Source organism: Streptomyces sp. NPDC005202 (assembly GCF_040608235.1).
Taxonomy (GTDB): domain Bacteria; phylum Actinomycetota; class Actinomycetes; order Streptomycetales; family Streptomycetaceae; genus Streptomyces.
This window is the reverse complement of record NZ_JBEXHW010000004.1, coordinates 266,032-292,303: the sequence shown is the minus strand read 5'-3', so window position 1 is coordinate 292,303 and position 26,272 is coordinate 266,032. Positions and strand designations below refer to the sequence as shown.

At 71.5% G+C, this 26,272-nt stretch carries 23 protein-coding genes and 2 pseudogenes; 11 read left to right on the top strand and 14 right to left on the bottom strand.

The features are described from left to right. Positions 1 to 354 (bottom strand): hypothetical protein, encoded by a 354-nt coding sequence (locus tag ABZV31_RS10450; protein ID WP_355890813.1) that lies wholly within the window; start codon positions 352 to 354, stop codon positions 1 to 3. A gap of 433 nt (positions 355 to 787) precedes the next feature. Between ABZV31_RS10450 and ABZV31_RS10445 the strand changes: the two genes are divergently transcribed. Next, entirely contained in the window at positions 788 to 1,849 is a 1,062-nt protein-coding gene (locus ABZV31_RS10445) for an NlpC/P60 family protein (RefSeq protein ID WP_355891215.1), read from the top strand. A 30-nt stretch (positions 1,850 to 1,879) separates the two neighbouring features. Here the strand turns inward: ABZV31_RS10445 and ABZV31_RS10440 are convergent, their stop codons facing one another. Both ABZV31_RS10440 and ABZV31_RS10435 read right to left on the bottom strand, forming a co-directional pair. Continuing rightward, complete coding sequence (locus ABZV31_RS10440; RefSeq protein ID WP_355890810.1) at positions 1,880 to 2,611, bottom strand: response regulator transcription factor; 732 nt, start codon at positions 2,609 to 2,611, stop codon at positions 1,880 to 1,882. Then, a complete protein-coding gene (locus ABZV31_RS10435; RefSeq protein ID WP_355890807.1) occupies positions 2,608 to 3,900 on the bottom strand; it encodes a PspC domain-containing protein in 1,293 nt (430 codons plus the stop codon). The genes ABZV31_RS10440 and ABZV31_RS10435 overlap by 4 nt, the downstream gene beginning before the upstream one ends. A gap of 198 nt (positions 3,901 to 4,098) precedes the next feature. On the opposite strand from ABZV31_RS10435, the gene ABZV31_RS10430 reads away from it, so the two are divergent. After that, positions 4,099 to 5,676 (top strand): PspC domain-containing protein, encoded by a 1,578-nt coding sequence (locus ABZV31_RS10430; protein ID WP_355890804.1) that lies wholly within the window; start codon positions 4,099 to 4,101, stop codon positions 5,674 to 5,676. After that, entirely contained in the window at positions 5,663 to 5,908 is a 246-nt protein-coding gene (locus ABZV31_RS10425) for a hypothetical protein (RefSeq protein WP_355890802.1), read from the top strand. The genes ABZV31_RS10430 and ABZV31_RS10425 overlap by 14 nt, the downstream gene beginning before the upstream one ends. Position 5,909: 1 nt before the next feature. On the opposite strand, the gene ABZV31_RS10420 is transcribed toward ABZV31_RS10425, so the two are convergent. Together ABZV31_RS10420 and ABZV31_RS10415 are read right to left on the bottom strand one after the other, a co-directional pair. Further along, entirely contained in the window at positions 5,910 to 6,440 is a 531-nt protein-coding gene (locus ABZV31_RS10420) for a DoxX family membrane protein (RefSeq protein WP_355890799.1), read from the bottom strand. A 264-nt stretch (positions 6,441 to 6,704) separates the two neighbouring features. Then, positions 6,705 to 7,982 (bottom strand): hypothetical protein, encoded by a 1,278-nt coding sequence (locus tag ABZV31_RS10415; protein WP_355890796.1) that lies wholly within the window; start codon positions 7,980 to 7,982, stop codon positions 6,705 to 6,707. Positions 7,983 to 8,143: 161 nt separating this feature from the next. On the opposite strand from ABZV31_RS10415, the gene ABZV31_RS10410 reads away from it, so the two are divergent. Beyond that, positions 8,144 to 9,028 (top strand): DUF4429 domain-containing protein, encoded by an 885-nt coding sequence (locus ABZV31_RS10410; RefSeq protein ID WP_355890794.1) that lies wholly within the window; start codon positions 8,144 to 8,146, stop codon positions 9,026 to 9,028. A 49-nt stretch (positions 9,029 to 9,077) separates the two neighbouring features. On the opposite strand, the gene ABZV31_RS10405 is transcribed toward ABZV31_RS10410, so the two are convergent. Further along, entirely contained in the window at positions 9,078 to 9,866 is a 789-nt protein-coding gene (locus ABZV31_RS10405; RefSeq protein WP_355890791.1) for a class II aldolase/adducin family protein, read from the bottom strand. A 162-nt stretch (positions 9,867 to 10,028) separates the two neighbouring features. On the opposite strand from ABZV31_RS10405, the gene ABZV31_RS10400 reads away from it, so the two are divergent. Further along, positions 10,029 to 10,502, top strand: coding sequence for a pyridoxamine 5'-phosphate oxidase family protein (locus ABZV31_RS10400; RefSeq protein ID WP_355890788.1), 474 nt, complete (start codon positions 10,029 to 10,031; stop codon positions 10,500 to 10,502). A gap of 27 nt (positions 10,503 to 10,529) precedes the next feature. Here the strand turns inward: ABZV31_RS10400 and guaA are convergent, their stop codons facing one another. Beyond that, a complete protein-coding gene (gene guaA, locus ABZV31_RS10395) occupies positions 10,530 to 12,116 on the bottom strand; it encodes a glutamine-hydrolyzing GMP synthase (protein WP_355890785.1) in 1,587 nt (528 codons plus the stop codon). A 413-nt stretch (positions 12,117 to 12,529) separates the two neighbouring features. Between guaA and ABZV31_RS10390 the strand changes: the two genes are divergently transcribed. Then, on the top strand, positions 12,530 to 12,817 hold the full coding sequence (locus tag ABZV31_RS10390) for a chorismate mutase (protein ID WP_355890782.1): 288 nt from the start codon (positions 12,530 to 12,532) through the stop codon (positions 12,815 to 12,817). 570 nt (positions 12,818 to 13,387) lie between these two features. Here the strand turns inward: ABZV31_RS10390 and rpsN are convergent. Both rpsN and rpmB read right to left on the bottom strand, forming a co-directional pair. Next, positions 13,388 to 13,693 (bottom strand): 30S ribosomal protein S14, encoded by a 306-nt coding sequence (gene rpsN, locus ABZV31_RS10385; RefSeq protein WP_355890779.1) that lies wholly within the window; start codon positions 13,691 to 13,693, stop codon positions 13,388 to 13,390. Beyond that, entirely contained in the window at positions 13,693 to 13,929 is a 237-nt protein-coding gene (gene rpmB / locus ABZV31_RS10380) for a 50S ribosomal protein L28 (protein WP_355890776.1), read from the bottom strand. The genes rpsN and rpmB overlap by 1 nt, the downstream gene beginning before the upstream one ends. A gap of 84 nt (positions 13,930 to 14,013) precedes the next feature. Between rpmB and rpmG the strand changes: the two genes are divergently transcribed. The 4 genes and pseudogenes from rpmG (at position 14,014) to ABZV31_RS10360 (ending at position 15,865) form a co-directional block, all read left to right on the top strand. Next, entirely contained in the window at positions 14,014 to 14,178 is a 165-nt protein-coding gene (gene rpmG / locus ABZV31_RS10375; RefSeq protein WP_355890774.1) for a 50S ribosomal protein L33, read from the top strand. Between the two features lie 5 nt (positions 14,179 to 14,183). After that, positions 14,184 to 14,336, top strand: a pseudogene (locus ABZV31_RS10370) (50S ribosomal protein L31); the annotation flags it as partial. After that, a pseudogene (locus ABZV31_RS10365) lies at positions 14,324 to 14,401 on the top strand (30S ribosomal protein S18); the annotation flags it as partial. The pseudogenes ABZV31_RS10370 and ABZV31_RS10365, both read left to right, overlap by 13 nt. A gap of 495 nt (positions 14,402 to 14,896) precedes the next feature. Then, positions 14,897 to 15,865 (top strand): LAETG motif-containing sortase-dependent surface protein, encoded by a 969-nt coding sequence (locus ABZV31_RS10360; protein WP_355890771.1) that lies wholly within the window; start codon positions 14,897 to 14,899, stop codon positions 15,863 to 15,865. 149 nt (positions 15,866 to 16,014) lie between these two features. On the opposite strand, the gene ABZV31_RS10355 is transcribed toward ABZV31_RS10360, so the two are convergent. Together ABZV31_RS10355 and ABZV31_RS10350 are read right to left on the bottom strand one after the other, a co-directional pair. After that, positions 16,015 to 17,829, bottom strand: coding sequence for a GMC family oxidoreductase (locus ABZV31_RS10355; protein WP_355890768.1), 1,815 nt, complete (start codon positions 17,827 to 17,829; stop codon positions 16,015 to 16,017). A gap of 48 nt (positions 17,830 to 17,877) precedes the next feature. Next, positions 17,878 to 19,491, bottom strand: coding sequence for a succinic semialdehyde dehydrogenase (locus ABZV31_RS10350; protein WP_355890766.1), 1,614 nt, complete (start codon positions 19,489 to 19,491; stop codon positions 17,878 to 17,880). Positions 19,492 to 19,724: 233 nt separating this feature from the next. Between ABZV31_RS10350 and ABZV31_RS10345 the strand changes: the two genes are divergently transcribed. After that, complete coding sequence (locus ABZV31_RS10345) at positions 19,725 to 21,116, top strand: hypothetical protein (RefSeq protein ID WP_355890764.1); 1,392 nt, start codon at positions 19,725 to 19,727, stop codon at positions 21,114 to 21,116. Here the strand turns inward: ABZV31_RS10345 and ABZV31_RS10340 are convergent. The 3 genes from ABZV31_RS10340 to ABZV31_RS10330 form a co-directional block, all read right to left on the bottom strand. After that, positions 21,032 to 22,696, bottom strand: coding sequence for a serine/threonine-protein kinase (locus tag ABZV31_RS10340; RefSeq protein WP_355890761.1), 1,665 nt, complete (start codon positions 22,694 to 22,696; stop codon positions 21,032 to 21,034). The genes ABZV31_RS10345 and ABZV31_RS10340 overlap by 85 nt on opposite strands. Positions 22,697 to 22,833: 137 nt before the next feature. Next, entirely contained in the window at positions 22,834 to 24,468 is a 1,635-nt protein-coding gene (locus ABZV31_RS10335; RefSeq protein WP_355890759.1) for a serine/threonine-protein kinase, read from the bottom strand. 58 nt (positions 24,469 to 24,526) lie between these two features. After that, a complete protein-coding gene (locus ABZV31_RS10330; RefSeq protein ID WP_355891212.1) occupies positions 24,527 to 26,152 on the bottom strand; it encodes a protein kinase in 1,626 nt (541 codons plus the stop codon). Positions 26,153 to 26,272 lie beyond the last annotated feature (120 nt).

Here is a 26,272-nt window from a genome sequence, read left to right as displayed (position 1 = left end):
TCACGTCCACAGCACGGCGATGAAGATGTTCGCCGTGGTCAGCAGCCCCACCAGGCCGAACAGGCTCTTGTCCACCTTCTCGTCGTCCCGCTTGACGTAGACCAGGCCGAGGATCACGACCAGGAGCGCCAGCTTCAGGCCGATCTTGATGTTGTTGACGTGGTGGCCGTCGGCCTGGTTGAGGCCGACCAGGATGGCGCCGGTGACGAGCATGGTCAGCGCGCCGTGCAGCATCCCGGGCACGAACCGGGCCGTGCCCTGGCCCATCGCCTTCATCTGGGTGAGGAAACCGCCGAGCAGCGCGGCGATGCCGATGATGTGCAGGCCGACGAAGAGATGGATGAGTACGTCCATGAGGCGGGAGCCTAATCAGAGGCCTGTACGCCCTCGGACACCGGCCCGCCTACGAGCCCCGCAACCGATGCGTGAGGCCACGCCTACCGATGCATATATGCGACCCATAGCACCCCACCGCCCCCGCATGCCCCGTAAACCGCCGCATCGGTCATCGCTCTGCGTGAAGTCGGAACCCCTGGGACGGGATCACGGTCACATACGGTCACCCGGCGGTCCCCTCGCGCCAGTTCCGTACATGGCGTTACCGGGCCGACACGGAGCGGTTTAGCGTCCTCCCCCAGGTGACCGGCTTCCCACCGCCGCCCGGGCCAGGGGCGGCAGTCGGACACCACCGCCGAGAAGGTCCGGCGGCGGCCTGCTCCCCCTGTGTGGGCCGCCGCCGGACGCGCACACCGCCCCCGCGGTCGTAGGAAGGGACGTGACGGTCCACGTGGCAGCGCATCGCAAGCCTCGAAAGCGCTCGCTCAGCGGCACCACGGCCCGGACGGCCGCCACGATCGCCCTGGCGGGCGCGGCGACCGCGACGGGCTTCGACGGGACCGGGCACGCCGAGCCGCAGCTGACGCCGGAGCAGGTCAAGGCCAAGGTGGACAAGCTGTACCAGGAGGCGGAGGTCGCCACCGAGAAGTACAACGGCGCGAAGGAGAAGGCGGACGCGGCCGAGAAGCGGCTGAACACGCTGCGGGACGAGGCGGCGCGCACCGAGGAGAAGCTCAACTCGGCGCGGGACGCGCTGGGTTCGATCGCCGCGGCGCAGTACCGGGACGGGGGGATCGACCCCGCGCTGCAACTGGTGCTGTCCGACGACCCCCGGCAGTACCTGGACGGGGCCGAGTTCGCCGAGCGGGCCGGGGTCCGGCAGACGGCCGCCGTGGCGCGCGTACGGAAGCAGCTGAGGGAGGTCGAGCAGCTGCGCGGGGTCGCACACATCGAGCTGGCGTCGCTCCGGTCACGGCAGGCGGAGCTGAAGCGGCAGAAGAAGACGGTCACCGGCAAGCTGGGCGAGGCCCGGCAGCTGCTGTCCCGGCTGTCACCGCAGCAGCGTGCGGGGATCGGCCAGGGCGGGGACACGGGGCGCGTCTCGCGTTCCGCCGCCGGCGCGCGGGACGCACTCGGCGCCCCGGGATCGGTCGCGGCTCCCAACTCCCGCGCGGCAGCGGCCCTCGCATACGCCTACCAGAAGCTCGGCAGCCCCTACGTGTGGGGGGCGACCGGCCCCGACGCCTTCGACTGCTCGGGCCTGGTCCAGGCGGCATACCGCTCCGCAGGCATCTCGCTCCCCCGCACGACCTACACCCAGATCAACGCGGGCCGCCGCGTCTCCCGGGCCGAACTTCTCCCCGGCGACCTGGTGTTCTTCTACTCCGGCATCAGCCATGTCGGCATCTACGTGGGCAACGGCCGGATGATCCACGCCCCGAACCCCTCGGCCCCGGTCCGCCTGGCCCCGATCGACGAAATGCCGTTCGCGGGGGCCAGCCGGGTGGTGTGACGGGACCGGCTCCATGCCGTCGGAGGCGGCTCAGACCAGCCGACGTGCCGTGGCCCACCGAGTCAGCTCATGGCGGTTGGACAGCTGCAGCTTCCTCAGGACCGCCGAGACGTGGGACTCCACCGTCTTGACGGAGATGAACAGCTGCTTGGCGATCTCTTTGTACGCGTAGCCGCGGGCGATGAGGCGGAGCACCTCGCGTTCGCGCTGGGTGAGGCGGTCGAGATCCTCGTCGACCGGTGGTGCGTCGGTGGACGCGAAGGCGTCCAGGACGAAGCCGGCCAGACGCGGGGAGAACACGGCGTCGCCCTCCTGGACGCGGAAGATGGAGTCAATGAGGTCGGAGCCCGTGATCGTCTTCGTCACGTACCCCCGCGCACCGCCTCGGATCACCCCGATCACGTCCTCCGCCGCGTCCGAGACGGACAGCGCGAGGAAGCGGACGGGCCGCTCGGTGTCGGCCATCAACACGGCGCACCGGCGCAGCACTTCGACGCCGCCGCCCCCGGGGAGGTGGACGTCGAGGAGGACCACCTCGGGCCGGGTCGCGGTGATGACCGTGACCGCCTGGTCGACGTCCGCGGCCTCGCCGACGACCTCCACGCCGGTCTGCTCGGTCTGGCCGATCTCGGCCTGGACGCCCGTACGGAACATGCGGTGGTCGTCGACGAGGACCACGCGCACGTGCCGCCTGCCCGCACCGCCGTCGGCGGCCCCGGCCGCCTCCTCCGCCGTACCGTTCGCTTCGGTCGGGTCGCTCATGACGTGTTCTCCGCCCTCTCCATCTCCAGCTCGACCTCCGTGCCGCCGCCCGGCATCGCACGCAGCCGGGCCGTGCCGCCGTTGCGCTCCATGCGGCCGATGATCGATTCTCTGACGCCCATGCGGTCGGCGGGTATCGAGTCGAGGTCGAAGCCGGGTCCGCGGTCCCGGACGGACACGAAGACCGTCCTGCCCTCGACTTCGGCGTAGACCTGCACGGCGCCGCCCTCGCCACCGTACTTGGCGGCGTTCACCATAGCTTCCCGTGCTGCCTGCATCTGGGCGCCGATCCGCTCGTCGAGCGGGCAGTCGCCGACCACGACGACCTCTATGGGGACGCCGTGCTTGTCCTCGACCTCGGCGGCGTTGCGCTTCACCGCGTCGGCGAGGGTGGTCGGTTCGTCGGCGTCGTCCTTGCCGGTGCCCTCGGGCTTGTAGAGCCAGGCCCGCAGGTCGCGCTCCTGGGCGCGGGCGAGGCGGCGCACCTCGTTCGGGCTCTCCGCGTTGCGCTGGATCAAGGTCAGGGTGTGGAGCACCGAGTCGTGGACGTGGGCGGCGACCTCGGCGCGCTCCTGGGCGCGGATGCGCATCAGTCGCTCCTCGGAGAGGTCCTGGGTCATGCGCACGAGGTACGGGCCCGCAAGGAGCGTTATGCCGACTAGGACCGCGAGCGTCGCCTGCAGGACCGATCCGAGGTGGGCGGCGGAACCCTGCAGGACGAACATGCCGGAGACGCCGGCCGTGACCAGCAGGACGCCGGCGCCGGCGCGCAGCAGCGTGAGCGTACGGCGGCGGCGGCCGACCTCGACCCAGCGGGCCCGGCGGGCGTTGTCCGCCTGGCGCCAGACCAGGGCGACGCCCGCGCCGACGAGGACGGCGGGCAGGAGGTACGCCTTGGCGCCGCTGCCGAGGTTGACACTGCCCACGAAGACCGTGGCCACGACGACCATGAGGAGCAGGGCGACGAGCTGGCCCTTGTCCGGCTTGCGGGCGACGATTCTGCGGCGGCCGTCCGGCGAGGTCTCCGTGCTGACGAGGGACGGGGGCTTCTGGTCGCCGACACCGCCGACGCCGAGGGGTACGAAGAACCAGAAGGCCGCGTACAGCAGCGCGCCGAGGCCGTCGGCCAGGAACAGGCCGACGAAGACCAGCCGCACCCAGACCACCGGCAGCCCGAGGTGCCCGGCGAGGCCCCGCGCCACTCCGCCGAGCCAGCGTCCGTCGCTGCTGCGGTAGAGCTTGCGCGGCGGCCGCGGGTCGTCGAGAGGCAGTGCTGCGGCTTCCGGCATGCCATCGATGGTCACACGGCCGCGGGGACCGCGGCATCAGGGTCGGCCCCCGAGACTCCCCTGATCTTCGAAAACGCGGTACGCCCGCCGCCGCCGGCCCGTCGAACGCATCCCCGTCCGCGCGTCAGGGGCGATATCAGGGTTCGGCCAGGGTCGTCCCGGCTGCCGTCGCGGCGGTGCGCCCGTCACCATGGACGCATGACGAATCACCAGCACGCCGCGCCGGGTCCGGGACCCGGCCCCGGCTCCGGCGCGGGCCGCGCGGCCGGTGCAGGTGAAGAACCGCGCGCGCACGAGGAGACGGGCGTGCCTGCAGCGGGCGGACATCCGGGTACGGCCGACGGGGCCGCCCCGACCGGAAAGGCGAGCGTGACGGGAAAGACGGGGGCGACCGGGACACCGGGGGCGACCGGGGAGACGACGGCCGCCGGGCAGGCGGCCGAGGGCACGGATGCGAAGGCGGACACCGCGACGCAGCCTGAAGCGCAGGCGGACGCGGAGGCCGCCGAGCCCTCCCGCAGGTTTCGGCGGGACCGGCGGCACAAGATGATCGCCGGGGTGTGTGCGGGGCTCGGGCGGCAGTGCGACATGGACCCGGTGATCTTTCGGATCACGCTGGCCGTGCTCGCCGCGACCGGCGGCATCGGCCTCATCTTCTACGGCTTCGCCTGGCTCTTCGTGCCGTACGACGACGAGGACGAGAACGAGGTGCGCAAGCTCCTCACCGGCCGGGTGGACGGCCAGGCGCTGGCGGCCGTGCTGTTCGCACTGGTCGGCTGCGGGGTGTTCCTGTCGATGCTGAGCAACGGCGGGGTGCTGACCTTCGCGGCCGTCCTCTCCCTCCTCCTCGCGGGCGCGGGCTACTGGTCGCAGCACCGCGGCACCCCCGACCCCGACCCGCTGGCCGCCCAGGCCGTCGCCGACGCCCCGCCGGAGGCCCAGGCACCGCCGGTCCCCACCGCCTACCCCTCCTGGTGGCGCGACCCGATCGTCAAGGACGGCACCCACGTCGGCGGCACGGGCTACCTGTGGGGCCCACGGGACTCGCACGACCGGGACATCGCGGCGGCCGTCACCATCAGCCTCGGCACCTACGGGAGCGAGGACATACGCCCCCCGCGCGCCGAACCGCCACGGCCGCGCGGCCCCCGCTGGATCGGCGGCTGGGTCTTCCTGCTCGCCCTGGTTGCCGGCGGCCTCGGCACGGGCCTGACCTGGGACGATCACGCGCTCGGCACCAGCCTGCAGACCGGACTGTCCTGCGCGCTGGCCGTCTTCGGCCTGGGCATCGCGGTGAGCGCGTTCGTGGGGCGCACGGGCGTGGGTTCGGTGCTGCTGGCGATCATCACGGCGGCCCTGCTCGCCGGATCGGCGGCGCTGCCCAAGGACATCAGCACACACTGGATCCACAGGACATGGCAGCCCACCGCGGTGGCGGGCGTACAGCAGAATTACGACCTCGGCACCGGCGAGGGCACCCTGGACCTGACCCGGATACACCTCGGCAAGGGACAGACGCTGACGACGGGGGCGCAGGTGGGCGTGGGGCGGCTGCGGGTGATCGTTCCCCCGGGGGTGACCGTGCGGGCGACCATCGACGTGGGGGTCGGCGACATCCAGCTGCCGGGAGACAGCCCACAGGACGTGGACGTGGCGCCGGGCAAACACCAGCAAGTGACACTGCCCCCGGCACCGGGCGACACCGGCACCGGCACACTCGACCTCAACCTGCAGGTAGGCATGGGACAGGCGGAGGTGAGCCGTGCTGCGTCATGAGTTCCAGCCCGGGAAGCTGGTCGCCGGCGTCTTTCTCACCGGCGCGGGCGTCGTCTACGCCGGAGACGCGGGCGGTGCCTGGCAGACCCCGTGGTTCGTGGTGGTCCCCCTCGTCGTGGGCGGCCTCTGCCTGGCGGGCGCGGTGGCGGTCCTGAACCGCGGCCTACGAAGGCGCCGTGGGCGGGCGGGCGGTACGGGCGCCGGCGAGGCGTGGACCGACGGAGCGAGGTGAGCTACCGGTAGTCCCCCGCCCGCAGCCGCCGCCGTGCGCAGAGGGCGGCGTCCACGGAGAACATCGGGGTGCCGGCGAGGACGAGGGGCAGCCAGGCCATCAGGTAGGCGAGATCGTTGCCGTAGTAGTAGGGGGTGGAGGCCCAGCTGACCGTGAGCCACAGACTGAGCGAGATCAGCGCGCCGCCGAGCGCCGCCAGGCGGCCCAACAGGCCGAGCAGGATGCCGATGCCGACGACCAGTTCACCGAGGGCGATGGCGTAGCCGAAGCCGACCGGGTTCTTCAGGGCCAGGTCGACGAGGGCCGGGATGGCGGAGGAGTCACGGACCGCGCGCATCGTGTCGCCGATCGAGCCCGAGCCGCCGTCCTTCATGAAGGCGCTGTCGGTGAGTTTGTCCAGGCCGGCGTAGGTGAAGGTGACGCCGAGGAACACACGGAGGGGGAGCAGGGCGTACCGGGTGGCGATGTCCCGCCAGTCTCCGCGTCGGTCGGCATACGAAGTGTGCCTGCCCGTACGAATCCCGTGAGTCATCGCTGCCAGCCGCCTCTCACCGCTATGCCATTTATCCCTCAAGAGACCATACGTACGACGAATGAGGCCCGCTCAATCCTGCGGGACCGTTTTTCCGACTTCGGCACCGCTTGTTCCCGGGGCACCCCGGCGCTGCGGTTCCCGTCCGTGGGTCGCGCGACCGGGCGCTGACGGATTGCCTCCCCGAGCTCTTCGAGCGGGGAGCACCCCAACGCCCACCCCCAGCGACGCCCACCCCGGGGACACCCACCGCCGGGGGTCTCGTCACTCCGTCACGTCGATCGCATACCGGTTCGTCTCCACCCCAGCGGCGGTCACCACCTGCACCTCCACCCGCCCGGGCTCGACGTCCGCCGGAACCGGCACCGTCAGCACCGTGTCCGTGGGGTTGCTGAAGCCGCCCGTCACCGGGACCAGGGGCACGTGGACGTTCACCGCGCCGACACGGACCACCATCCGCGACAAACGGTCGGCTCCCTGCGCACCCGGCGGAACGAACCCCGCCCCGCGGATCTCGATGTCGTCGCCCGTGCGGATCGGCGCGTCCAGGGCACCGGCCTCCCGGGCCCGGACGACCGAGAGGATCACCGGCCGACCGCCCTCCGCGTACTTGCCGGCCAGATACGTCGCCGCCGACACCAGCACCACCACCGCCAGCCCCCACGGCAGGTCGGGGAGCTGGTCGGGCCGCCGGGCCAGCCGGACCGCGGCGAACACCAACGCCACCGCGCTGATCACGACGTACTGGATGTCCGCGAACGTACCCCGTCCCGCGTCGTCCGTCAGCAGGTCCGCCGCCCGGGGCCGGTCCGCCCGCACCTTCTGCAGCCGCTGCCCCAGCACCCGCAGCCCGACCACCCGCCGTACCAGCACCGCGATCCCGCACACCACCGCGAGCACGGTCACCACACCGGCCCCACGGGACAGTTCCATCCCGGAGATCAGTGCGTCGCGTTCCGCATGATCCGAGGCCACCGCCAAACGGCCCACCAGCACCAGCACCGCGTACGCCACGAACAGCACCCACCCCGCCGCCACCGCACGTGACGTGGACAACCGGTTGTCCTCGCCGATGACCGGAGCCAGCGCCCCACCACGCGCCCGGTGGAACCACGAGGCAGCCGTCAGCGCACCGGCGACCACCAGCGCCGCCAGCAGCCCGGCCGTGCGCGCCGTCGTCCAGCCCGCGCCGATCGCCGTCAGCGCCTGCACCACAAGCAGCAGCACGACCGCCGCCCACACCGCGTACGCGGTCCGGCGCCACAGCCGTCCCAGCCACGCCTCGCCCTCGGCCCGGCCGCGTTCGGCGACCAGTTCCGCGGACTGCGTCAACTCCTCGGAGACCCACTGGCGGGAGGCCGAGGCCGAGTGGGCCACCGCCGCCGGCAGCCCCTGCCCGGCCGCGAACTCGTCCCGCTTGAGCAGGAATTCGGCAACCGCCCGTCGGTGTCCCTCACGCGCCCCGTGCGGGCAGTCCCCGCAGGTGCAGCCGCCTGCGTGGGCACCCGCCCCCGTGCCGCCTCTCGCTTCCTGCACCGCCACGCCCGACGCCCGCCTTCCCCGAGACCTGCAAACGACCTGCAGACAACACCCCTACGACGACAGCGAATTGTGCCGTACACCACCCCGCCCGCGTCCGCCAGGTCCGGTCAGCGCGGGTGAAGCACGGGCCGCCGTGTTGACCTGGCTGCGAGAATTCCCTTATGGCCGAGATCATCCAGCGCGACGGGGCCTGGGCCTTCGACGGCAGCACGGTCAGGATCACGCCGGGACTCCACCGCTCCGTGCCGCTGTTCCGGCAGACGTACGGAGAGATCGCCGTGCCACTCGAGGCCGTGTCGAGCATCGTCTACGAACCCGAACGCAAGCGGGGCCGCCTGCGCATGCGGCTGCGCGAGGGCGCCGACCCCCTGCTCCGGGCGACCGGCGGCCGGCTGCCGGACGCGGCCGACCCGTACCGGCTCCTCGTGGACATCGACCGCTCCGGGGTCGCCGAGTACGTCGCCGAGGAGATCCGCCGGGCCCTGCAACTCGACCAGATCCCCAAGGAGCCCACCAAGGCCTATCTCCTGGCCGGGCCGCCGGTGCCGGTCTCGGTCCCTACCTCCGACGGCACGGTCTCCTTCGACGGCACCCAGGTCCGCATCGACTGGGCCGACACCTCCGACCGGGTCAAGCGGGCCACCGGGCCGCGGATCATCTCGATGGGCGATCTCGTGCAGGTGGAATGGCTGCCCAACTCCGGCTACGAGGACGGCTTCCTGCGCTTCGTGACCCGCGAGACGGTGTTCTCCAAACTGCCGCCCGAGAAGGACCCGTACGCCCTCGACCTGTGGGGCAGCGCCCGCCGGGACCTGCTCACTGCGTTGGTCGCCACCGCGGTCACCGCCCGGCTGCCGCACCCGTCCACCCGGGCCGGCGGCGACTTCGCGGACCGGCGCGAGCTCGCCGCCGCCGTACCGCCGCCGGCCGACCACCACGACGTACTGCTGCGCCGCCTGCGGGAGTTGGGCGAACTGCATCGGGACGGCGTGCTCACGGACGAGGAGTTCGCGATGACCAAGGCGGCCGTTCTGCGGGGCTTCTGACCCCCTCGTGCGAGGCTTCCGACACCCGCATACGAAGCTTCTGACGCCCTCAGCTGAGCAGATCGGGCTCGCTGCGGCTGATGTCCTGCCACAGCGGCTGGTAGTTGATCCACGCCACGAGGTCCCCGCCGAGCTGCTCGCGCGTGGCCACCGCTATCTTGTGGTCGATCAGCACGGGGCGGCCCGCCGCCTTCGCCGCCAGCTGCACCTGGCAGGAGCGTTCCATGGACAGAAACCACCAGGCCGCCGCGTCCACCGAGTCGCCGACCGTGAGCAGCCCGTGGTTGCGCAGGACGAGCGCCTTGCGCGAGCCCAGCGCGGCCGCGATCCGGCGGCCCTCCTCGGCGTCGACGGCGACGCCGGTGTAGGCGTCGTACAGGGCGTGGTCCTCGTAGAAGGCGCAGCTCTCCTGGGTGATCGGATCCAGCAGGTCGCCGAGGGCGGCGAGGGCGCGTCCGTGCACGGAGTGGCAGTGGGCGACGGCGACGACGTCCGGGCGGGCCGCGTGGACCTGGGAGTGCACGGTGAACGCGGCCTGGTTGACGTGGTAGCGGCCCTCGATCACCTGCCCGTCCTGGTTGGCGAGCACCAGGTCACTCACGGTGACGTGCTTGAACGGCATGCCGAAGGGGTTGACCCAGAAACAGTCGCTGAACTCGGGGTCGCGGGCAGTGATGTGTCCCGAGACGCCGTCCTCGAGTCCGTACCGCCCGAAGACCCGCAGCGCGCCCGCGAGCCGCTCCTTGCGGTGCCGGCGTTCGTCCTCGACCGACTCGTGCATCGGCGGCATCGCGAACTGCAGCTTGTCGATGGGCAGGGGCGGAGTGGGGCCGTGCATGGGTCCTCCGGCACTGGGTTGCTGTACGGGCCGGAAGTTACCGTCGGTCAGGCCAGGATGACAGCGCTGGTTTGTAAAGATGACGCGCACACCGGACACCCGGCCGAGGATGCCCAGGAATACCCGACAGGAGATGTCTGGTTTCGGCGCCACACTCGCCGTATGGCATCGAACTGGGCGGCTTTTGCCGCGGCGGAACCCGACCTGGCCAAGACCGTCGAGCAGCGCTTCGGGGCGTTCCGGCATCACGTCCTCGCGACCCTGCGCAAGGACGGCTCGCCCCGCACCACCGGCCTCGAGGTGCGTTTCCTGAACGGCGAGCTGTGGCTCGGCATGATGCAGGGCTCGCTGAAGGCGCTCGATCTGCGCCGGGATCCGAGGTTCGCGCTGCAGGCGAATCCGGGGCCGGACACCGGGACGGGCGACGGCGACGTGCGGATCGGCGGCCGGGCGATCGAGGTGACGGACCCGGAGGTGAAGGGGGCGTATGTGAAAGAGGTGGAACCGCCGCAGCAGTTCCACCTCTTCCGCACCGAGCTGACGGAGGTCGTACGGACCTACGTCGAGGACGACACGTACCTGGTCGCCGAGGTCTGGAAGCCCGGAGAGCCGGTGCGGACTCTCAAGCGGACGTGACCTCTGGGGCCGGTGGGCCCTGTGGGATCACTCCCACTCGATCGTCCCCGGCGGCTTGCTCGTGACGTCCAGGACGACGCGGTTGACGTCCCGGACCTCGTTCGTGATCCGGGTCGAGATCTTCGCGAGCACGTCGTACGGCAGGCGCGACCAGTCGGCGGTCATCGCGTCCTCGGACGAGACCGGCCGCAGGACGATCGGGTGGCCGTAGGTGCGGCCGTCGCCCTGGACGCCGACGCTGCGGACGTCCGCGAGCAGGACCACCGGGCACTGCCAGATGTCCCGGTCGAGGCCGGCCGCCGTCAGCTCCTCGCGGGCGATGGCGTCGGCCTCGCGCAGCAGGTCCAGGCGCTCCTTGGTGACCTCGCCGACGATACGGATGCCGAGGCCGGGGCCGGGGAACGGCTGGCGCTGGACGATCTCCTCCGGCAGGCCGAGCTCCTGGCCGACCATGCGGACCTCGTCCTTGAAGAGCTTGCGGAGCGGCTCGATGAGCTTGAACTCCAGGTCCTCGGGAAGGCCGCCGACGTTGTGGTGCGACTTGATGTTCGCGGTGCCGGTGCCGCCGCCGGACTCGACCACGTCCGGGTAGAGGGTGCCCTGGACCAGGAACTCGACCGGCTGGTCGCCCGGGGCCTCGGCGACGATCTCTGCCTGGGCCTGCTCGAAGACCCGGATGAACTCGCGGCCGATGATCTTCCGCTTCTCCTCGGGGTCGGTGACGCCCTTGAGGGCGGTGAGGAAGCGCTCCTCGGCATCGACGACCTTCAGCTGGACGCCGGTGGCGGCGACGAAGTCCTTCTCGACCTGCTCGGTCTCGCCCTTGCGCATCAGGCCGTGGTCGACGTACACGCAGGTCAGCTGGGACCCGATGGCCTTCTGCACGAGGGCGGCGGCGACGGCGGAGTCGACGCCGCCGGACAGGCCGCAGATCGCCCGCTTGGTGCCGACCTGCTCGCGGATGGCGGCGACCTGCTCCTCGATCACGTTGCCGGTGGTCCAGGAGGGGGTCAGGCCCGCGCCGCGGTACAGGAAGTGCTCCAGCACCTGCTGGCCGTGCGTGGAGTGCATGACCTCCGGGTGGTACTGGACGCCGTACAGCTTCTTCTCGTCGTTCTCGAACGCGGCGACCGGGACGACGTCCGTGGAGGCCGTGACGGTGAAGCCCTCGGGGGCGGCGGAGCAGGCGTCGCCGTGGGACATCCAGACAAGCTGCTCGGCCGGGGTGCCCTCGAAGAGGGTGGAGGACGGCTTGGAGACGGTGAGCTCCGTACGGCCGTACTCGCGGGCGCCGGTGTTGTCGACGGTGCCGCCGAGGGTCTGCGCCATCAGCTGGAAGCCGTAGCACATGCCGAAGACGGGGACGCCGGACTCGAAGATCTCGCGGTCGAGGCGGGGCGCGCCCTCCTCGTACACCGACGCGGGGCCGCCGGAGAGGATGATCGCCGCCGGGTTCTTGGCGAGCATCTCCTGGACCGGCATGGTGCTCGGCACGATCTCGCTGTAGACCCGGGCCTCGCGGACGCGACGGGCGATGAGCTGGGCGTACTGCGCGCCGAAGTCGACGACCAGGACGGTGTCGGGGGCGGCGGCAGCGGGAGTCGCTGATGACACGGGGTGCCTTCCGGCGGTTGGGCGGGTCCTTGTGCTTGCCGATTCTACCGAGGTGGCCGTGGGTGCCGTCCCGCCGCTTCCGGGGGGCTGCCGCCCCCTGGCCCCGCTACGGCCTGAACGGCCTCGTCGCACCACGCCAAACGGGCCGAATCACCCCCGCGTCTCACCATGCGAACCCTGTTGGACACCCCCGCAAAGCACGGCATACTGGACCCATGCTCACGCACCCGACCTTCCTCTTTACCTATGGCAACCGGCCCGCCGGCTGCCATGGTCGTGCTGCTTGAGTTACTGACAAGCGACTTCCCAGGCGCCCCGGGCCGACAAGGTCCGGGGCGCCTGGCGTTTCCGGGTCCTGTCGCTCCGGGGTACCGGGTCCGAAGAACGAACCCACCCGACGAGGAGCCCCCGCCATGACTGCCACCGCCGCAGAGAAGACCGGCGCCCGGACCGACGAGGCCGCGAGCGTGATCACGGAAGCCCGGGAGCGCATCGACGCGCTCGACGACCGGATCATCGGCCTCGTCCAGGAACGGATGGCCGTCTCCGCCGTCATCCAGAAGGCCCGGATCGCCTCCGGCGGCCGGCGCGTGAACCTCTCCCGCGAGATGGAGGTCCTCAGCCACTACAGGGAGGCGCTGGGCAAGCCGGGCACGACCCTCGCGATGACCCTGCTGGAGCTGTGCCGGGGCAAGATCTGAACCCCGGCGGCCGGATCCGCGCTCCGCGCACGTACCTACCCGTACGGCGCATGTGCGTGGCCGGTCGGACCTGAAACAGCGAAGGGCCCCGCGGGGCGGCCGTGTCCCAGGAGCTGGAACTGGCCGGGCCGCTCGCCGAGCGCCGCCGACGGCAGTCCGGCATGCCCGGCTGCGACAACAACGGTCTGTCCGCCTCCGACCATGTCGAACTGCTGCGGCAGGCCGGATTCCCACAAGCAGCACCGGTCTGGCAGTACGGCGACAGTTACGTCCTGGTCGCCATCCGACAGGCACGCGCCATCAGCCCTCGGCTCGACCGGTGGTGGGGATGCAGGCCCTTGCCCGTTGCCGCTCCAGCCCGGCCCGGATGTGGTCGGCTTCGATGCCCTCGGCCGGCAACTTGCCAATCTCTCGGCCCAGGTGCCCGACTACGTCCTTGCGCGGGCGGTGGGCGCAGGCGGCGGCGTACTCGCCCATGAGCTGCTGGGCCGAGACGGTGTCGGGGCCCTTGCGCCCCCCGAAGGGGGCGCCCCGCTCGGCGCTTTGCCGTGGTTGGCGGCCGCCTTTGGGTTACCAGCTGCTTTTGGTCACGCCGGGGAGTTCGCCCGCGTGCGCCATCTCGCGCAGGCGGATCCGGGACAGGCCGAAGGCGCGCAGGTGGCCGCGGGGGCGGCCGTCGACGGAGTCGCGGTTGCGGACCCGGGTGGCGCTGGCGTCGCGCGGCTGGCGGCGCAGTTCCCGCTGGGCGGCGGCGCGCTCCTCGTCGGATGTGTGCGGAGAGGCGATGACCGCCTTCAGCTCGGCACGGCGCTGGGCGTAGCGGGCCACGATCGCGCGCCGCTGCTCGTTCTTTGCGATCTTGCTCTTCTTGGCCATCAGACCTCTCCTCCCTTGGCGCGGATGCGGGCCACGGCGGCCTCGATGCCGATGGTGTCGACCGCCTTGATGCCCTTGGCGCTGAGGGTGAGTCGGACGTGGCGGCCCTCGCTGGGCAGCCAGTACCGCTTGCGCTGGACGTTGGGGTCGAAGCGGCGCTTGCTGCGTCGGTGGGAGTGGGAGACGTGGTTGCCGAAGCCGGGCTGCCGGCCGGTGAGTTGGCAGTGGGCGGACATGGTCCCTCTTCTCTTGTGCGTTCCTGGCTGTGACAGCACAGTCCTAGATGAAAATGATAACCAACTTCTTGCATGGTGCTGGGCATGGCCCGTAACGAACTACGCCCCGTCATCAAGCTGAGGTCCACCGCCGGCACCGGTTACACGTACGTGACCCGTAAGAACCGCCGTAACGATCCCGACCGGCTGACCCTGCGCAAGTACCACCCGGTCGTCGGCCGCCACGTCGACTTCCGTGAGGAGCGCTGACCGTCATGAAGCCCGGCATACACCCCGAGTACCGACCGGTCGTCTTCCGCGACCGGTCCGCCGACTTCGCCTTCCTCACCCGCTCCACGGCCACCAGTGGCAAGACGATCGAGTGGGAGGACGGCAACACCTATCCGGTCATCGACGTCGTCAGCAGCGGCAGATCGCCCAGGCCATCAAGAACGCTCGCGAAATGGCCCTGCTGCCCTACAGCTCGCGATAGCCGTCCGGCCGCCTCCGGTCGACCCGGGCAAGACCACCAGGGCCGCGTCCGCGCCGGCGTTCGGCACGGACGCGGCTGCACACCAAGAGTGTGTGCTGTCACAGCATCGTTCACTCGACTTGCCAAACGCTGCGAAGAGTTGAGAAAGCGTGGGCTGGATGCCGCTGCTGCTTCGGAACGCGCGGGCTCACCGCTGTTGACGGCGCCAAATGAAATGGGAATCGCTTCTACTGCCCCAGGCTTGTCCGGGGCTTCTCAGGCACGAGGCTCAGTTCTGGAAGCCTCGAGAGTGGGTTCACAAGAAGGGCCAGGGTGTGACGCAGAACACACAGGGGTCCTGTGAAAGAGAGCGCAACTTTTCACAGGGTTCCCGTGTCACACCTGCAGAACCCAGGGCCACACCCGCGCCCCACACGCGGAGGCCTCCCCCAAGTTCGTACTGCGACACCGCAGTACGCCGGACTTCCCGAGGTCTTCATGAAGCTTCGCCGTGCCATGGCAGCAGCCGCCGCGACGGCCGCGATAGCCCCGCTGGCGCTGCTCGCGGCACCGGCCGCGTACGCGTCCGACGACCAGAACTCCGCCTCTCCGAGCGCCAGCGCCAGCGCCAGCGAGTCGCCCTCCGACAGCGCATCGCCGTCCACCGGCGAGTCCGCCACCACGACCGCTCCCGCGCCGAGCGACTCCGCCAGCGCCTCCGCGAGCACCTCCGCCCCGGCGCCCAGCACGTCCGCCTCCGCCTCCACTCCGGCGCCGAGCACCTCCGCGCCGGAGGAGTCCGAGTCCCCGGAGCCCGAGCCCTCCGCGTGCGAGGACTCCAAGGTGGACGTCAGCATCGCCGGTCTGCCGGGCAAGATCGCGGCGGGCAGCGGCTGGCACAAGTTCTCGCTGGACGTGATCAACAACTCCGCCTCCACCCTCAAGGACCTCGACTTCTTCGCCGGGGCCTCCTCGGACAAGAACGGCGAGGAGCTGTTCAAGAGCAAGCAGGTCCAGCTCCAGGCCTGGAACCCGGACGCCAAGACCTGGGAGGACCTCGACGAGGGCGGTTACGCGGTCGGCTACGTCGGCTACACCGACGAGCTCAAGCCCGACTACGAGGTCGACATCCCGCTGCGCCTCAACGTGAAGTCCTCCGCCCCGGTCGGTGCGGGCTTCTCGCTCGGCGCCACCATCTACGGCGACAGTGACGGCCAGTGCACCGGCTTCGGCCAGGTCGCCTACAAGTTCCAGATCGTGGCCGCCGGCACGAACACCGACGGCACCAAGCCGCAGGAAGGCGGCGAGGCGCCGGTCACCGACACCAAGCCGGACAGCAACACGCCCAAGGTCGAGGGCAGCCTGGCCGAGACCGGCTCCAGCTCCGCCCTGCCGATGATCGGCCTGATGGGTGGCGCCGCGGTCGTTGCCGGTGCGGGCGCGGTCTTCGTCGTGCGCCGCCGCAAGACGGGGGCGAACGCGTAACGCGCGACGCGTGACGCGTGACGCGTGACGCGTCGTAGAGCTCTCCGGAAGAAGAGAAGGACCTGCGCCAGGAGGGGGGCGCAGGTCCTTCTCTTCTTCCTGCCGCTTCTCGACGGCTTCCTGCCGCTTCTCGACGGCCCGCCCGTGCGTTACTTCTTCGGCGGTACCGCCGGCATCCCCAGGAACGGCAGCCGCAGCGCGCCGAACGCGTCCGCCGGGACCGCCGGGGACTTCGGCTCGACCGGCTCGAGGCGCACGTACGGCGCCGACTGCGGCGGGCGCGGGTCGGCCTCGCCCTTGTTGGGCCAGAACGCCATGGCGCGTTCGGCCTGCGCGGTGATGGTCAGGGAGGGGTTCACGCCCAGGTTCGCCGAGACGGCGGCGCCGTCGACGACCGAGATGCCGGGGTGGCCGTAGAGGCGGTGGTAGGGGTCGATGACGCCGGTCTCGCGGGAGGAGCCGATGGGGCAGCCGCCGAGGAAGTGGGCGGTGAGCGGGGTGCCCATCAGCTCGCCCACGTTCGAGCCCGGGAAGCCGTTGATCTCGGCGGCGAGCGCGGAGGCGGCCTCCGTGGCCGCCTTGATCTGCTTGGGGTTGGGCGAGCCGTGGCCCTGGCGGGCCGTCAGCAGGCCCTTGCCCACGCCGTCCGGCTTCAGGTACGTCGTCAGGGAGTTGTCCAGGGACTGCATCACCAGGCCGATGATGGTCCGCTCCGACCAGCGGCGGTTGGAGAGCGAACGCAGGACCAGCAACGGATGGCGGGCGGCGTTCTTCAGCCAGGCCACGACGCGCGACGAGCCCTCGGCGTACGGGACCTGGAGGATGGACAGGCTGCCCATCGAGTTGGAGCCCTTGCCGTAGCGGACGGGCTCGATGTGGGTGTTCTCGTCGGGGTGGATCGAGGACGTGATGGCGACCCCGCGCGTGAAGTCGGCCTTGGGCTCGCCGGTCGCCCTGCGGTAGCGCCGGTTGTCGGTCTGGGCGCCCACCAGCGCCTCGGAGTTGGTGCGGGTCAGCTCGCCCAGCCGGTCGGAGATGTACGGCAGTTGGCCGCCCGCCTTCATCCGGTGCAGCAGCGTCTGGGTGCCGTAGGTGCCGGCGGCGAGGACGACTCGGCGGGCCGTGAAGATCCGCCCCTTGCCCTTCTTCTTGTTGTCGGTGGGCAGCGTGGCGATCGCGTACCCGCCCCGCGAGTCGTCCGTGACGGACACGACCGTCGTCATGGGGTGGACGACCGCGCCGGCCTTCTCGGCGAGGTAGAGGTAGTTCTCGTTGAGGGTGTTCTTCGCGCCGTGGCGGCAGCCCGTCATGCACTCGCCGCACTCCGTGCAGGCCCGGCGGTCCGGACCCGCGCCGCCGAAGTACGGGTCCGCCACCTGCTCGCCCGGCCGCGCCTTCGTCGTCCCGTCGGCGTCCTTTCCGTCCCCGAAGAACACCCCGACGGGCGCCATGTGGAAGGTGTCGCCCACGCCCATCCGCTCCGCCGCCGCCTTCAGGTGCACGTCGGACGGGGTCATCGTCGGGTTGAGCCGCACGCCGAGCATGCGCTGCGCCTGGTCGTAGTACGGCTTCAGCTCCTCCTGCCAGTCGGTGATGTCCCGCCACTGGGGGTCGTCGAAGAAGGCCTTCGGCGGTATGTAAAGGGTGTTGGCGTAGTTGAGCGAGCCGCCGCCGACCCCGGCGCCCGCCAGCACCATCACGTTGCCCAGCAGGTGGATGCGCTGGATACCGTACATGCCGAGCTTCGGGGCCCAGAGGTAGTTCTTCAGGTCCCAGGAGTTCTTCGGCAGCGACTCGCGCGTGAAGCGCCGGCCGGCTTCCAGGACGCCGACCCGGTAACCCTTCTCGGTCAGGCGGAGCGCGGACACCGATCCGCCGAACCCCGATCCCACGACGATGACGTCGTAGTCGTACCCGTCCTCGTCCCGTGCATCCTGCTCGGGGACAGACTTCTCCTGTGACACGTGCTCTCCTCGTTGAGAACTGGCGAGAACCGGCGGCCCCGACGGGCTCTAGCGGAAGCGGAACGCCTTCATCAGCCTCAGGCTCCGGCTCATGAACGCCGCGTACTTCTCGTCGTCCATGCCGAGCGACGGGGCCATGGGCAGCAGCCTCTGGTGGGCGACGGTCTGGGCTTCGGTGTACTTGAGGATGCCCTCCGAGCCGTGCCGGCGGCCCAGGCCGGAGTCCTTCATGCCGCCCATCGGGGACTGGACGCTGCCGTACGCGGGGGCGTAGCCGTCGTTGATGTTCACGGTGCCGGTGCGCAGCCGGGCGGCGACCTCGCGGCCGCGCCGGGCGTCCTTCGTCCAGACGGACGAGTTCAGGCCGTACGGCGTGGAGTTGGCGCGCTCGACCGCCTCGTCGTCGGTCTTGAAGCGGTAGATCGAGACGACCGGGCCGAAGGTCTCCTCCGTGCAGACGGCCATGGGGGCCTCGACGCCGTCGAGGATGGTCGGCTCGTAGAAGTACGGGCCGATGTCCGGGCGGGCGACGCCACCGGCCACCACCCTGGCGCCCTGGGCGACGGCCTCCTCCACGTGCCGCTTGACCGTCTCCAGCTGGCGCTCACCGACCAGCGAGCCCATGTCGGCGCCGTATGCGAGGGACGTACCGAGCCGCAGGGCCTTCGTGCGGGCGGCGAAGCGCTCCAGGAAGGCGTCCGCGATCGACTCGTGGACGTACAACCGCTCGATGGAGATGCACAGTTGGCCCGCGGAGGAGAAGCAGGCGCGGACCGCTCCCGCGGCGGCCTTCTCGATGTCGGCGTCCTCCAGCACCAGCATGGCGTTCTTGCCGCCGAGTTCGAGGGAGACGCCGACCAGGCGGGCGGCGGCGCTCTGGGCGACCTCGCGGCCGGTGCGGGTGGAGCCGGTGAAGGAGACGTAGTCGGCGTGCTTGACGACCTCCGGGCCGACGACCGGTCCGTCGCCGATCACGACCTGGAAGACCTCGGCGGGCAGCCCGGCCTCGATCAGCAGGTCCCGCGCCCACAGGGCGGTCAGGCACGTCTCCGTGTCAGGCTTCATGACCACCGCGTTGCCCGCGACGAAGGCGGGGAGCGCGTCGCCCACCGACAGCTCCAGCGGGTAGTTCCAGGGAACGATCTGGCCGACGACACCGCGCGGGTGGCGCAGTTCGGTGACGCGCGTGAGGGTGGGCATGGCGCCGGCGCGCCGCTTGGGCTTCAGGTAGGCGGCGGCCCTGCGGCCGTAGTGCCGGGCCGCCACCACTACGGCCTGCACCTCCTCGTGGGCGTGCAGCCGCGCCTTGCCGGTCTCCAGCTGGATGAGGTCGAGGACCTCGGCCTGGCGCTCCAGCACCAGGTCGTGGAAGCGGAGCAGGACGGCGGCGCGCTGCCGTACCGGTATCTGCGCCCAGACGGCCTGGGCGACGCGGGCCCGCTCGAAGGCGACGGCGACGTCCTCGGGGGTGGACTCGGGCAGGTCGGCGAGCTTCTCCCCGGTGAACGGCGTGTGGTTGGCGGTCCGGCCGGACCCGACGACGCCCTTGGTGAGCTGGGCGACCAGCTCGGGGGTGACCACGTCGGCGGCGGTGCGGGCGCCCGCGGGGGCGGGGGCCAGGGGATTCGTGCCGGTCTTTTCCGGGGCCTGCGAGTCCGTCATGAGGCGCAGGGTATGCCGCAGCGGGGGCTTTGTGTACCCGTCGGTAATGGGGATTCACCGAGTGCTCACAAGGCGCCAGTGATCACTGGCAATGAATGCACTGATCAGGCCGTTGTGCGGGGACGATCAGCACGGGGTCACTTTCTACGGTCCCGAGCGGTCACACGTGCCGGATCCCGAGCGGTCACGCGTGCCGGATTTTGAGCGGTCACAAGTGCCCGATCCGGCGGCTGTTGACGAAGGACCCCGCCCGCCTGAGGGACACGGACGCCCCGCTCGCCACGGTCGCCCATGAAACCGGCTACAGCAGCCCCTACGTCTCCCATGCCTTCACCAGGGAGTTCGGGGTGACGGCGGGGAGCCGGCTCGCCGAGATCATCGCGCCGCTGTGGCACGAGGGGATGAACGACCGGCTGTCGGCGATGGCCCGGCTGCGGCTGCACCTGGTACGCCACCGGATGCTGGACGAGGTGCTCGAACTGGTGTGGTTCGAGAAGGAGTTGGCGCGCAGCAAGGTGGCCACCCCGGTTGTCGTCGACGGCGGCCGCGCCTACGCCCGCTACCCCTTCTTCCGCGCCCCCGCCCGCGCCGTCCCGGACGACTGCTACGACGTCACCGCCCAGCTCGGCGTGCGCCACCACGTCACCCGGGCCGAGCTGCGGGACACCACGCTGCACCTGGCCGGGTACGGCTACCTGCACCGGGTCGAGACGCGTGACGTCACCACCGAGCTCGTGCTGCGCGAGCGGGAGAGCGGTACGGAGTTCCGGCTGCCCGTCACGCACACCGCGACGCCCGGACTGGGCGCGGCCGAGGACGAGGGGCGGTACGCGTACGACCTGGCCGGCTTCGAGGCCGCCGTCGACATCACCACGGCCGCCGACGGCAGGCCGCTCGGCGACGGCCTGTGGGACATCTCCCTCGCCATCGGCGCCCAGGGGCTGACCAAGGAGGTCCGCATCGGCAGCAAGCGCGCCGACCGCGTCTCCGGCAGGGCGAGCACCCGCGTCGTCCGCACGGCGGACGGCCTGCGTGCGGTCACGCTCTACACCACCAACCCGCACGGCAACTTCACTCTCGAACTCGGGGAGAGGAAGCACCGCGTCGCCCGGGGCCTCGGCATCGGCACGGGCGCTGGTCGGCGAGCGCGCCCACCGAGCTGGTGCTCGACGGGCGCTGCGCCCTCGCGGCCTGCCCGTACGACACGCTCGTCGTCGTCCTCACCAGCGACAGCGGAGCGACGGAGGTCTTCCCGGCGGCGCGCATCCCGCACACCGACACCTTTACCGTGCGTGTGGACGTGCAGCGGCTCGACGCCGGGTTGTGGAGCGGTGAACTCCGTCTCGGCGACCGCGGGAACTGGGTGGTGCCGTTGCCCGCGCTGCCCGGAAAGCTCGGCCCGGCCAAGTGGCGCCGCCGCGGCCTGCCCTGGTACGCCAAGCCGGCCCCGGACGGCAGCGAGCGGTTCGCCCTGCAGGTCGCGAGGACCGACCTGGTCCGGGCGGTCGCCCGCCGCGTCAAGCCCTGAGCGGGCGGCGGCTCAGAGCTTGTCGACGTCCAGGTTCGCGATCGCCGTGTTCGCCACCTCGCGCCCGCGTTCGGTGAAGTCGCCCTTGCCGGGGTAGCTGATCTGGAGCCGGTACATGTCGCCCCCGGTGGTCCTGTAGTAGAAGATCTTCAGCTCGCGCGGGACAGGGTTCTGGCTGTCGTCGGTGATGTAGGCGACCGTGTTCTCGGCGGCCGGCTTGCCCTGGTACGTCGACTGCTTCGGATAGGTCTTCGGGCCCTTGGGCATGTCGAGCTCGTAGCTCCCCGACTCCTTGAAGGTGCCGTCCTCGTCGTACATCTGGGCGGCCGCGTTGTCCTTGATGGAGTGACTCGTGTCCTCGGTTTTCTTCGCGAGGGCCAGGCTGATCCGGATGGTCCCGCTCCAGTCGCTGTACGTCACCCAGTGGCCCTCGTCCGAGGACCGGTCGGGCACCTGCCTCTGGTAGCCGGCGGGCACCGCGAGCGTCGCGGCGACGTCCTTCTCGTGGTGGGTCGTCCAGCCGTCGGGCAGCGGGCCCGCGAACGGGTTCGCGATCAGCAGGTACGCCGCCACCGCCGCCGCGACGACCGCCGCGCCGAGGCCGAACCACGCCCTGCGGCCGAGCCGGAGGCCGCGCCGGGCACCCTCCCCGACGTACTGCACGACCTGCGTGGGCGTCGGCGCGGGCGGGTTGGCGGCCGCCTCCAGCAGGGCGCGGACCTGGGCTGCGTTCGGGCGCTGCGCCGGATCCTTCTGCAGCAGGCCCGTGATGGCCTCGGCGAGCGGGCCCTGGGCGGCCGCCGGAGGTGCGGGCGTGGCGTTGAGGACCGACTGGAGCGTGGCGGGGGTGTTGCTGCGGCGGAACGGGGAGACGCCCTCCGTGGCCGCGTACAGCACCACGCCGAGCGACCACAGGTCCGATGCCGGTCCGGGGCGCCGGCCCAGCACCCGTTCCGGCGCGATGTACTCGGGCGAGCCCACGAAGCCACCGGTGTCGGTGAGGTTGGTCTCGCCCTCGATCTGGGCGATGCCGAAGTCGGTGAGGACGATCCGGTCGTGGCGGCCGAGCAGGATGTTGTCGGGCTTGACGTCCCGGTGCAGGATGCCCGCCGCGTGCGCGGCCTCCAGCGCGCCGAGTATCTGAAGGCCGATCCGGGCCGCCTCGCGCGCGTCCAGCGTGCCCTCCTGCAGGGCGCTGCCGAGCGAGCGGCCCTGCACCAGTTCCATCACGATCCACGGCTGTCCGTCGACGACGGCGACGTCGTGGACGTTGACGACCGCCGGGTGGTCGAGCCGGGCCGCGGCGCGGGCCTCGCGACGCATCCGCTCGAAGGCGTTGGCGCGTTCGCGTTCGGGAAGATGGTCGGGGACGCGGGGCTCCTTGACGGCGACCTCGCGGTCCACCGTCTCGTCCTTGGCCCGCCACACGGTGCCCATGCCGCCGTGGCCGAGCTTGGCGAGCAGCCGGTAGCGCCCGGCGATCAGCCGCCCGGCTCCGGCGTCCGCTGCGGGAGCCGCGGGCGCTGCGGGAGCCGCGGGCGCTGCGGGAGCCGCGGGCGCGGCGGGCGCGGCGTACGGGTTCTGGGGATGCGGCACCCACGCCTGCGGGTTGGGCTGTTGCAGGGCGAAACTCGTCGGCTCGTCGGCCCAGTGGTGGGATCCCCCGTTACTACTCATGACTCCATCCATATCGCGTCGGCCGCGCCCGCCTCCACCGGGGGGGCCGGTGGTCACAGACCCGTGACCCGCGCCGCCGCTTATCCCCCTTTTCTATACGTACGAACGTGCCGATCGGGTACGTACGAATGTGGCGGCTACACACGTACGAACGTGTCGACCGCAACATCAAAGTACTCCTTGGCCTCCCGCACCTTACCGACCGGGGCCGACACCCACACGTCGTACATCTGCCCGTCCTGTTCCCAGCACAGGTCGTACGTGTGCCGGGCGCCCTCCGCCGTGCTGAAGCCGTTCCAGGAGAACTCCCAGAGGGCGGCGGGGTGTCCGTCGTGCGTGGTGCCGGTGACCCGGCCGTCGTGGTAGCCGGGGTTGGTGGCCGGGCCGTGGGCGTCCGCGCGGCGCATCACCGCGAGCGGGCCGCCGGCCCCGGGGTCGGTGATCTTGATGCCGAGGCGGAAGGTCTCCCCCGGCGACATGTAGAAGATCCGCTCGCCCTGCGGCTTGCGGGTGAAGCCGTCCGGCACGGCGGCCGAGAAGCCGGCCGGGTCCCGGACCATGTGGTAACCCGAGGGTGCGGTGGGGCCGTTGGCGGCGGGGGACGCGGACCGGGTGACGGTGACCGTGGAGGCCGGGGTGGTCGGCGCGGGGGACGACGGCGAGGGCGACGAGGGTGACGTGCTCGCCGAGGTGCTCGCGGCCGTCCGCGGGGCCGAACTCGTCGGGGTGCCGCCCCCGTCCCCGCCGTGGTGCATCAGCAGCGCTGCCGCGGACACGCCCGCCCCGGCCATCGCGGCGACCAGCAGCGCCGCGATGAGCACGCCCCGGGTGGAGTGCCGGGCGGTGGCCTCGGGCGCCCGCGTCGGCGGCGGCGTCACCGGCAGGGACCGGGGCACGTCCCGCTGCGTCGGCGTGTAGCGGGACGGCGGCTGCGGGGTGCGGCCCGACTCCAGGAAGGCCCGCAGCATCCGCTCCGCCTCGGCCGCGTCCAGCCGCCGGTCCGGATCGCGCTCCAGCAGGCCCCGTACGACGGGAAGGACCGGCGCGGCCTGCGCGGGCGGCCGGATCTCGTCGACGACGACCGCGTGCAGGATGCCGCCCAACGAGTCGCGCCGGAAAGGCGATTCGCCGCTCAGCGCCGTGCACAGCAGCGCGCCCAGCGACCACAGGTCGGACTCCGGGCCGGTCCTGGCGCCGGACATCCGCTCGGGCGCGGTGTACTCGGGTGAGCCGACGAAGGACCCGGTCTCGGTGAGCGTGGTCGCGCCCGCGACCTGGGCGATGCCGAAGTCGGTGAGGACGACCCGGTCGGTGCCGGACTCCACCAGGACGTTCGCCGGCTTTATGTCGCGGTGCAGGACACCGGCCTCGTGCGCCGTGCGCAGCGCGCTCAGCAGGGCGATGCCGATCCGGGCGGCCTCGCCGGGGTCCACCGGGCCGTGCGCGGCGATCCGGTCGGCGAGCGATCCGCCGTCGATCAACTCCATGACGATGTAGGGACGTTCGTCCTGCTCGACGACGTCGTGGACGACGATGATGTGCGGGTGGCGCAGCTGGGCGACCGCGCGGGCCTCGCGCAGCGTGCGGTCGCGCTGGAGCCGGGCCTCCTCGGCGGAGAGCGTCTCGTCGAACGGGAGTTCCTTGACTGCCACCTGCCGGCCGAGCAGCTGGTCGGTCGCCCGCCACACGACGCCCATGCCCCCGCGTCCGAGCCGCGCCTGAAGGCAGTAACGGCCCGCGATCACACGGAAGTCGTCCCCCTCGGTCCCCATGCGCCCCATCATGCCGCATCGGACGGCCGCACTCCGGGGCGGTGACCGGCCATCCCCGTCAGGGTGCCTTCGGCCGCCAGCTCTGCAGCAGCACCGTGAACTGCTTCTGCGCAGTGGCCCAGTCCTTCGCGGGCGAGGACATGTAGATCGCGTACTCGACCCCGTCGCGGGAGATGTAGGTCTCCTCGGTGGCGCGGCGCGGACCGGGGAAGGGCGTGTCCTTCGCCAGCGCGGTCCAGGTGTACTCCCACAGGGAGCCCGGACGGTCGCGGTAGGTGTTGCCCTGCAGGGTCACGCGCCGGTAGTCGACCAGCCGCTGGAGCTGCTGCTCCAGGTCGCGTTGGTGCTCGTGCGGGTCGTCGAAGTCCGGCGAGTCGTCGACGGCTATGCGGATGAAGTGCCGGCCGCCGTCGGGCGTGTAGTCCACCTGGTGGGTCTTCTCGTCGAACACCTGCCGCTTCCAGCTCTCGCCGGGCACGGCGATGCTGAAACCGTAAAGGTCACTGCGGCGTACCCAGCCGGCCGGGAGGTTGCTCGCCCCACCGGCGTCCTTGGTCGGCGTGGGGCTCGGCGAGGGCGACGTGGACGCGCCCTCGCTCTGCCGCCGGCCCTTGTCCCACTTCTGCAGCATCACGGCCGTTCCGCCGCCGATGAGCGCGGCAAGGACCACCACGAGGGCGAGGGTGCGCAGGCGGCGCCGCTTCGGCGGCGCGGGTGCGGCCGTTCCGGTGTGCGTGGGGCCGGCCGCGGTGGGCGCGGTCACGGGCTGGTACGGCGTCGTGGCGGCCGTCCGGTACGCGGGCTGGGCGGCCGTCTCCCGGGAGGAGCCGACGGACTGCGTCGGCACATACGCCTGCGCGGCGCTGGGCCGCCGCCCCTCCGCGGCCTCCGCGAGCATCTGCTCGGCTTCGGCCGCGTCCGGTCGTACGGCCGGATCCTTGCGCAGCAGCGCGGTGATGACCGGCGCGAGCGGGCCGGCGTGCTGCGGATCGCGGGGCTCCTCGTCGACGACCGCCTGCATGGTGGTCAGCGGCGAGGTGCGGCGGAACGGGGACAGGCCCTCCACCGCGGTGTACAGGGTGGCGCCGAGCGCCCACAGGTCGGAGGCCGGGCCGGGGTCGTGGCCGCGGACGCGCTCGGGGGCCAGGTAGTCGACGGAGCCGACGACCTCCCCGGTGCGCGTGATGGTGGTGTCGCCCTCGATCTGGGCGATGCCGAAGTCGGTGAGCAGCACACGGCCGTCGTGGGAGAGCAGCACGTTGCCCGGCTTGACGTCGCGGTGCAGCACCCCGGCGGTGTGCGCGGCGCGCAGGGCGCGCAGCACCCACAGGCCGATCCGCGCCGCCTCCCTCGGCTCCACGCGGCCCTGTTCCTTGACCGCGTCCGCCAGCGAGTGGCCCTCGACCAGCTCCATCACGATCCACGGGCGGCCGTCGTGCTCCAGCACGTCGTGCACGGTGACCACGGCGGAGTGGTTGATCCGCGCGGCCGCGCGCGCCTCCGCCCGGGTGCGCGCGAGGAGGACCGCCTGGTCGCTCTCGGAGACGTAGAGCGCGGCGGTCAACTCCTTGATGGCGACGGCCCGGTGCAGCACCTCGTCGTGCGCGCGCCACACCCGGCCCATGCCGCCGCTGCCGATGGCGTCGGCGAGCCGGTAGCGGCCCGCGAGGAGCAGGCCCTGCATCTGATTCACGTTTCCCCGCAATGGTTTTGACAGGGTCAGAGTAAGGACCGGCCCCCGAACAGGGAACCAGCGGGGTACCAAGGAAACCGCACTGTGACGGTTGTCGCTTCTTCGGACAGG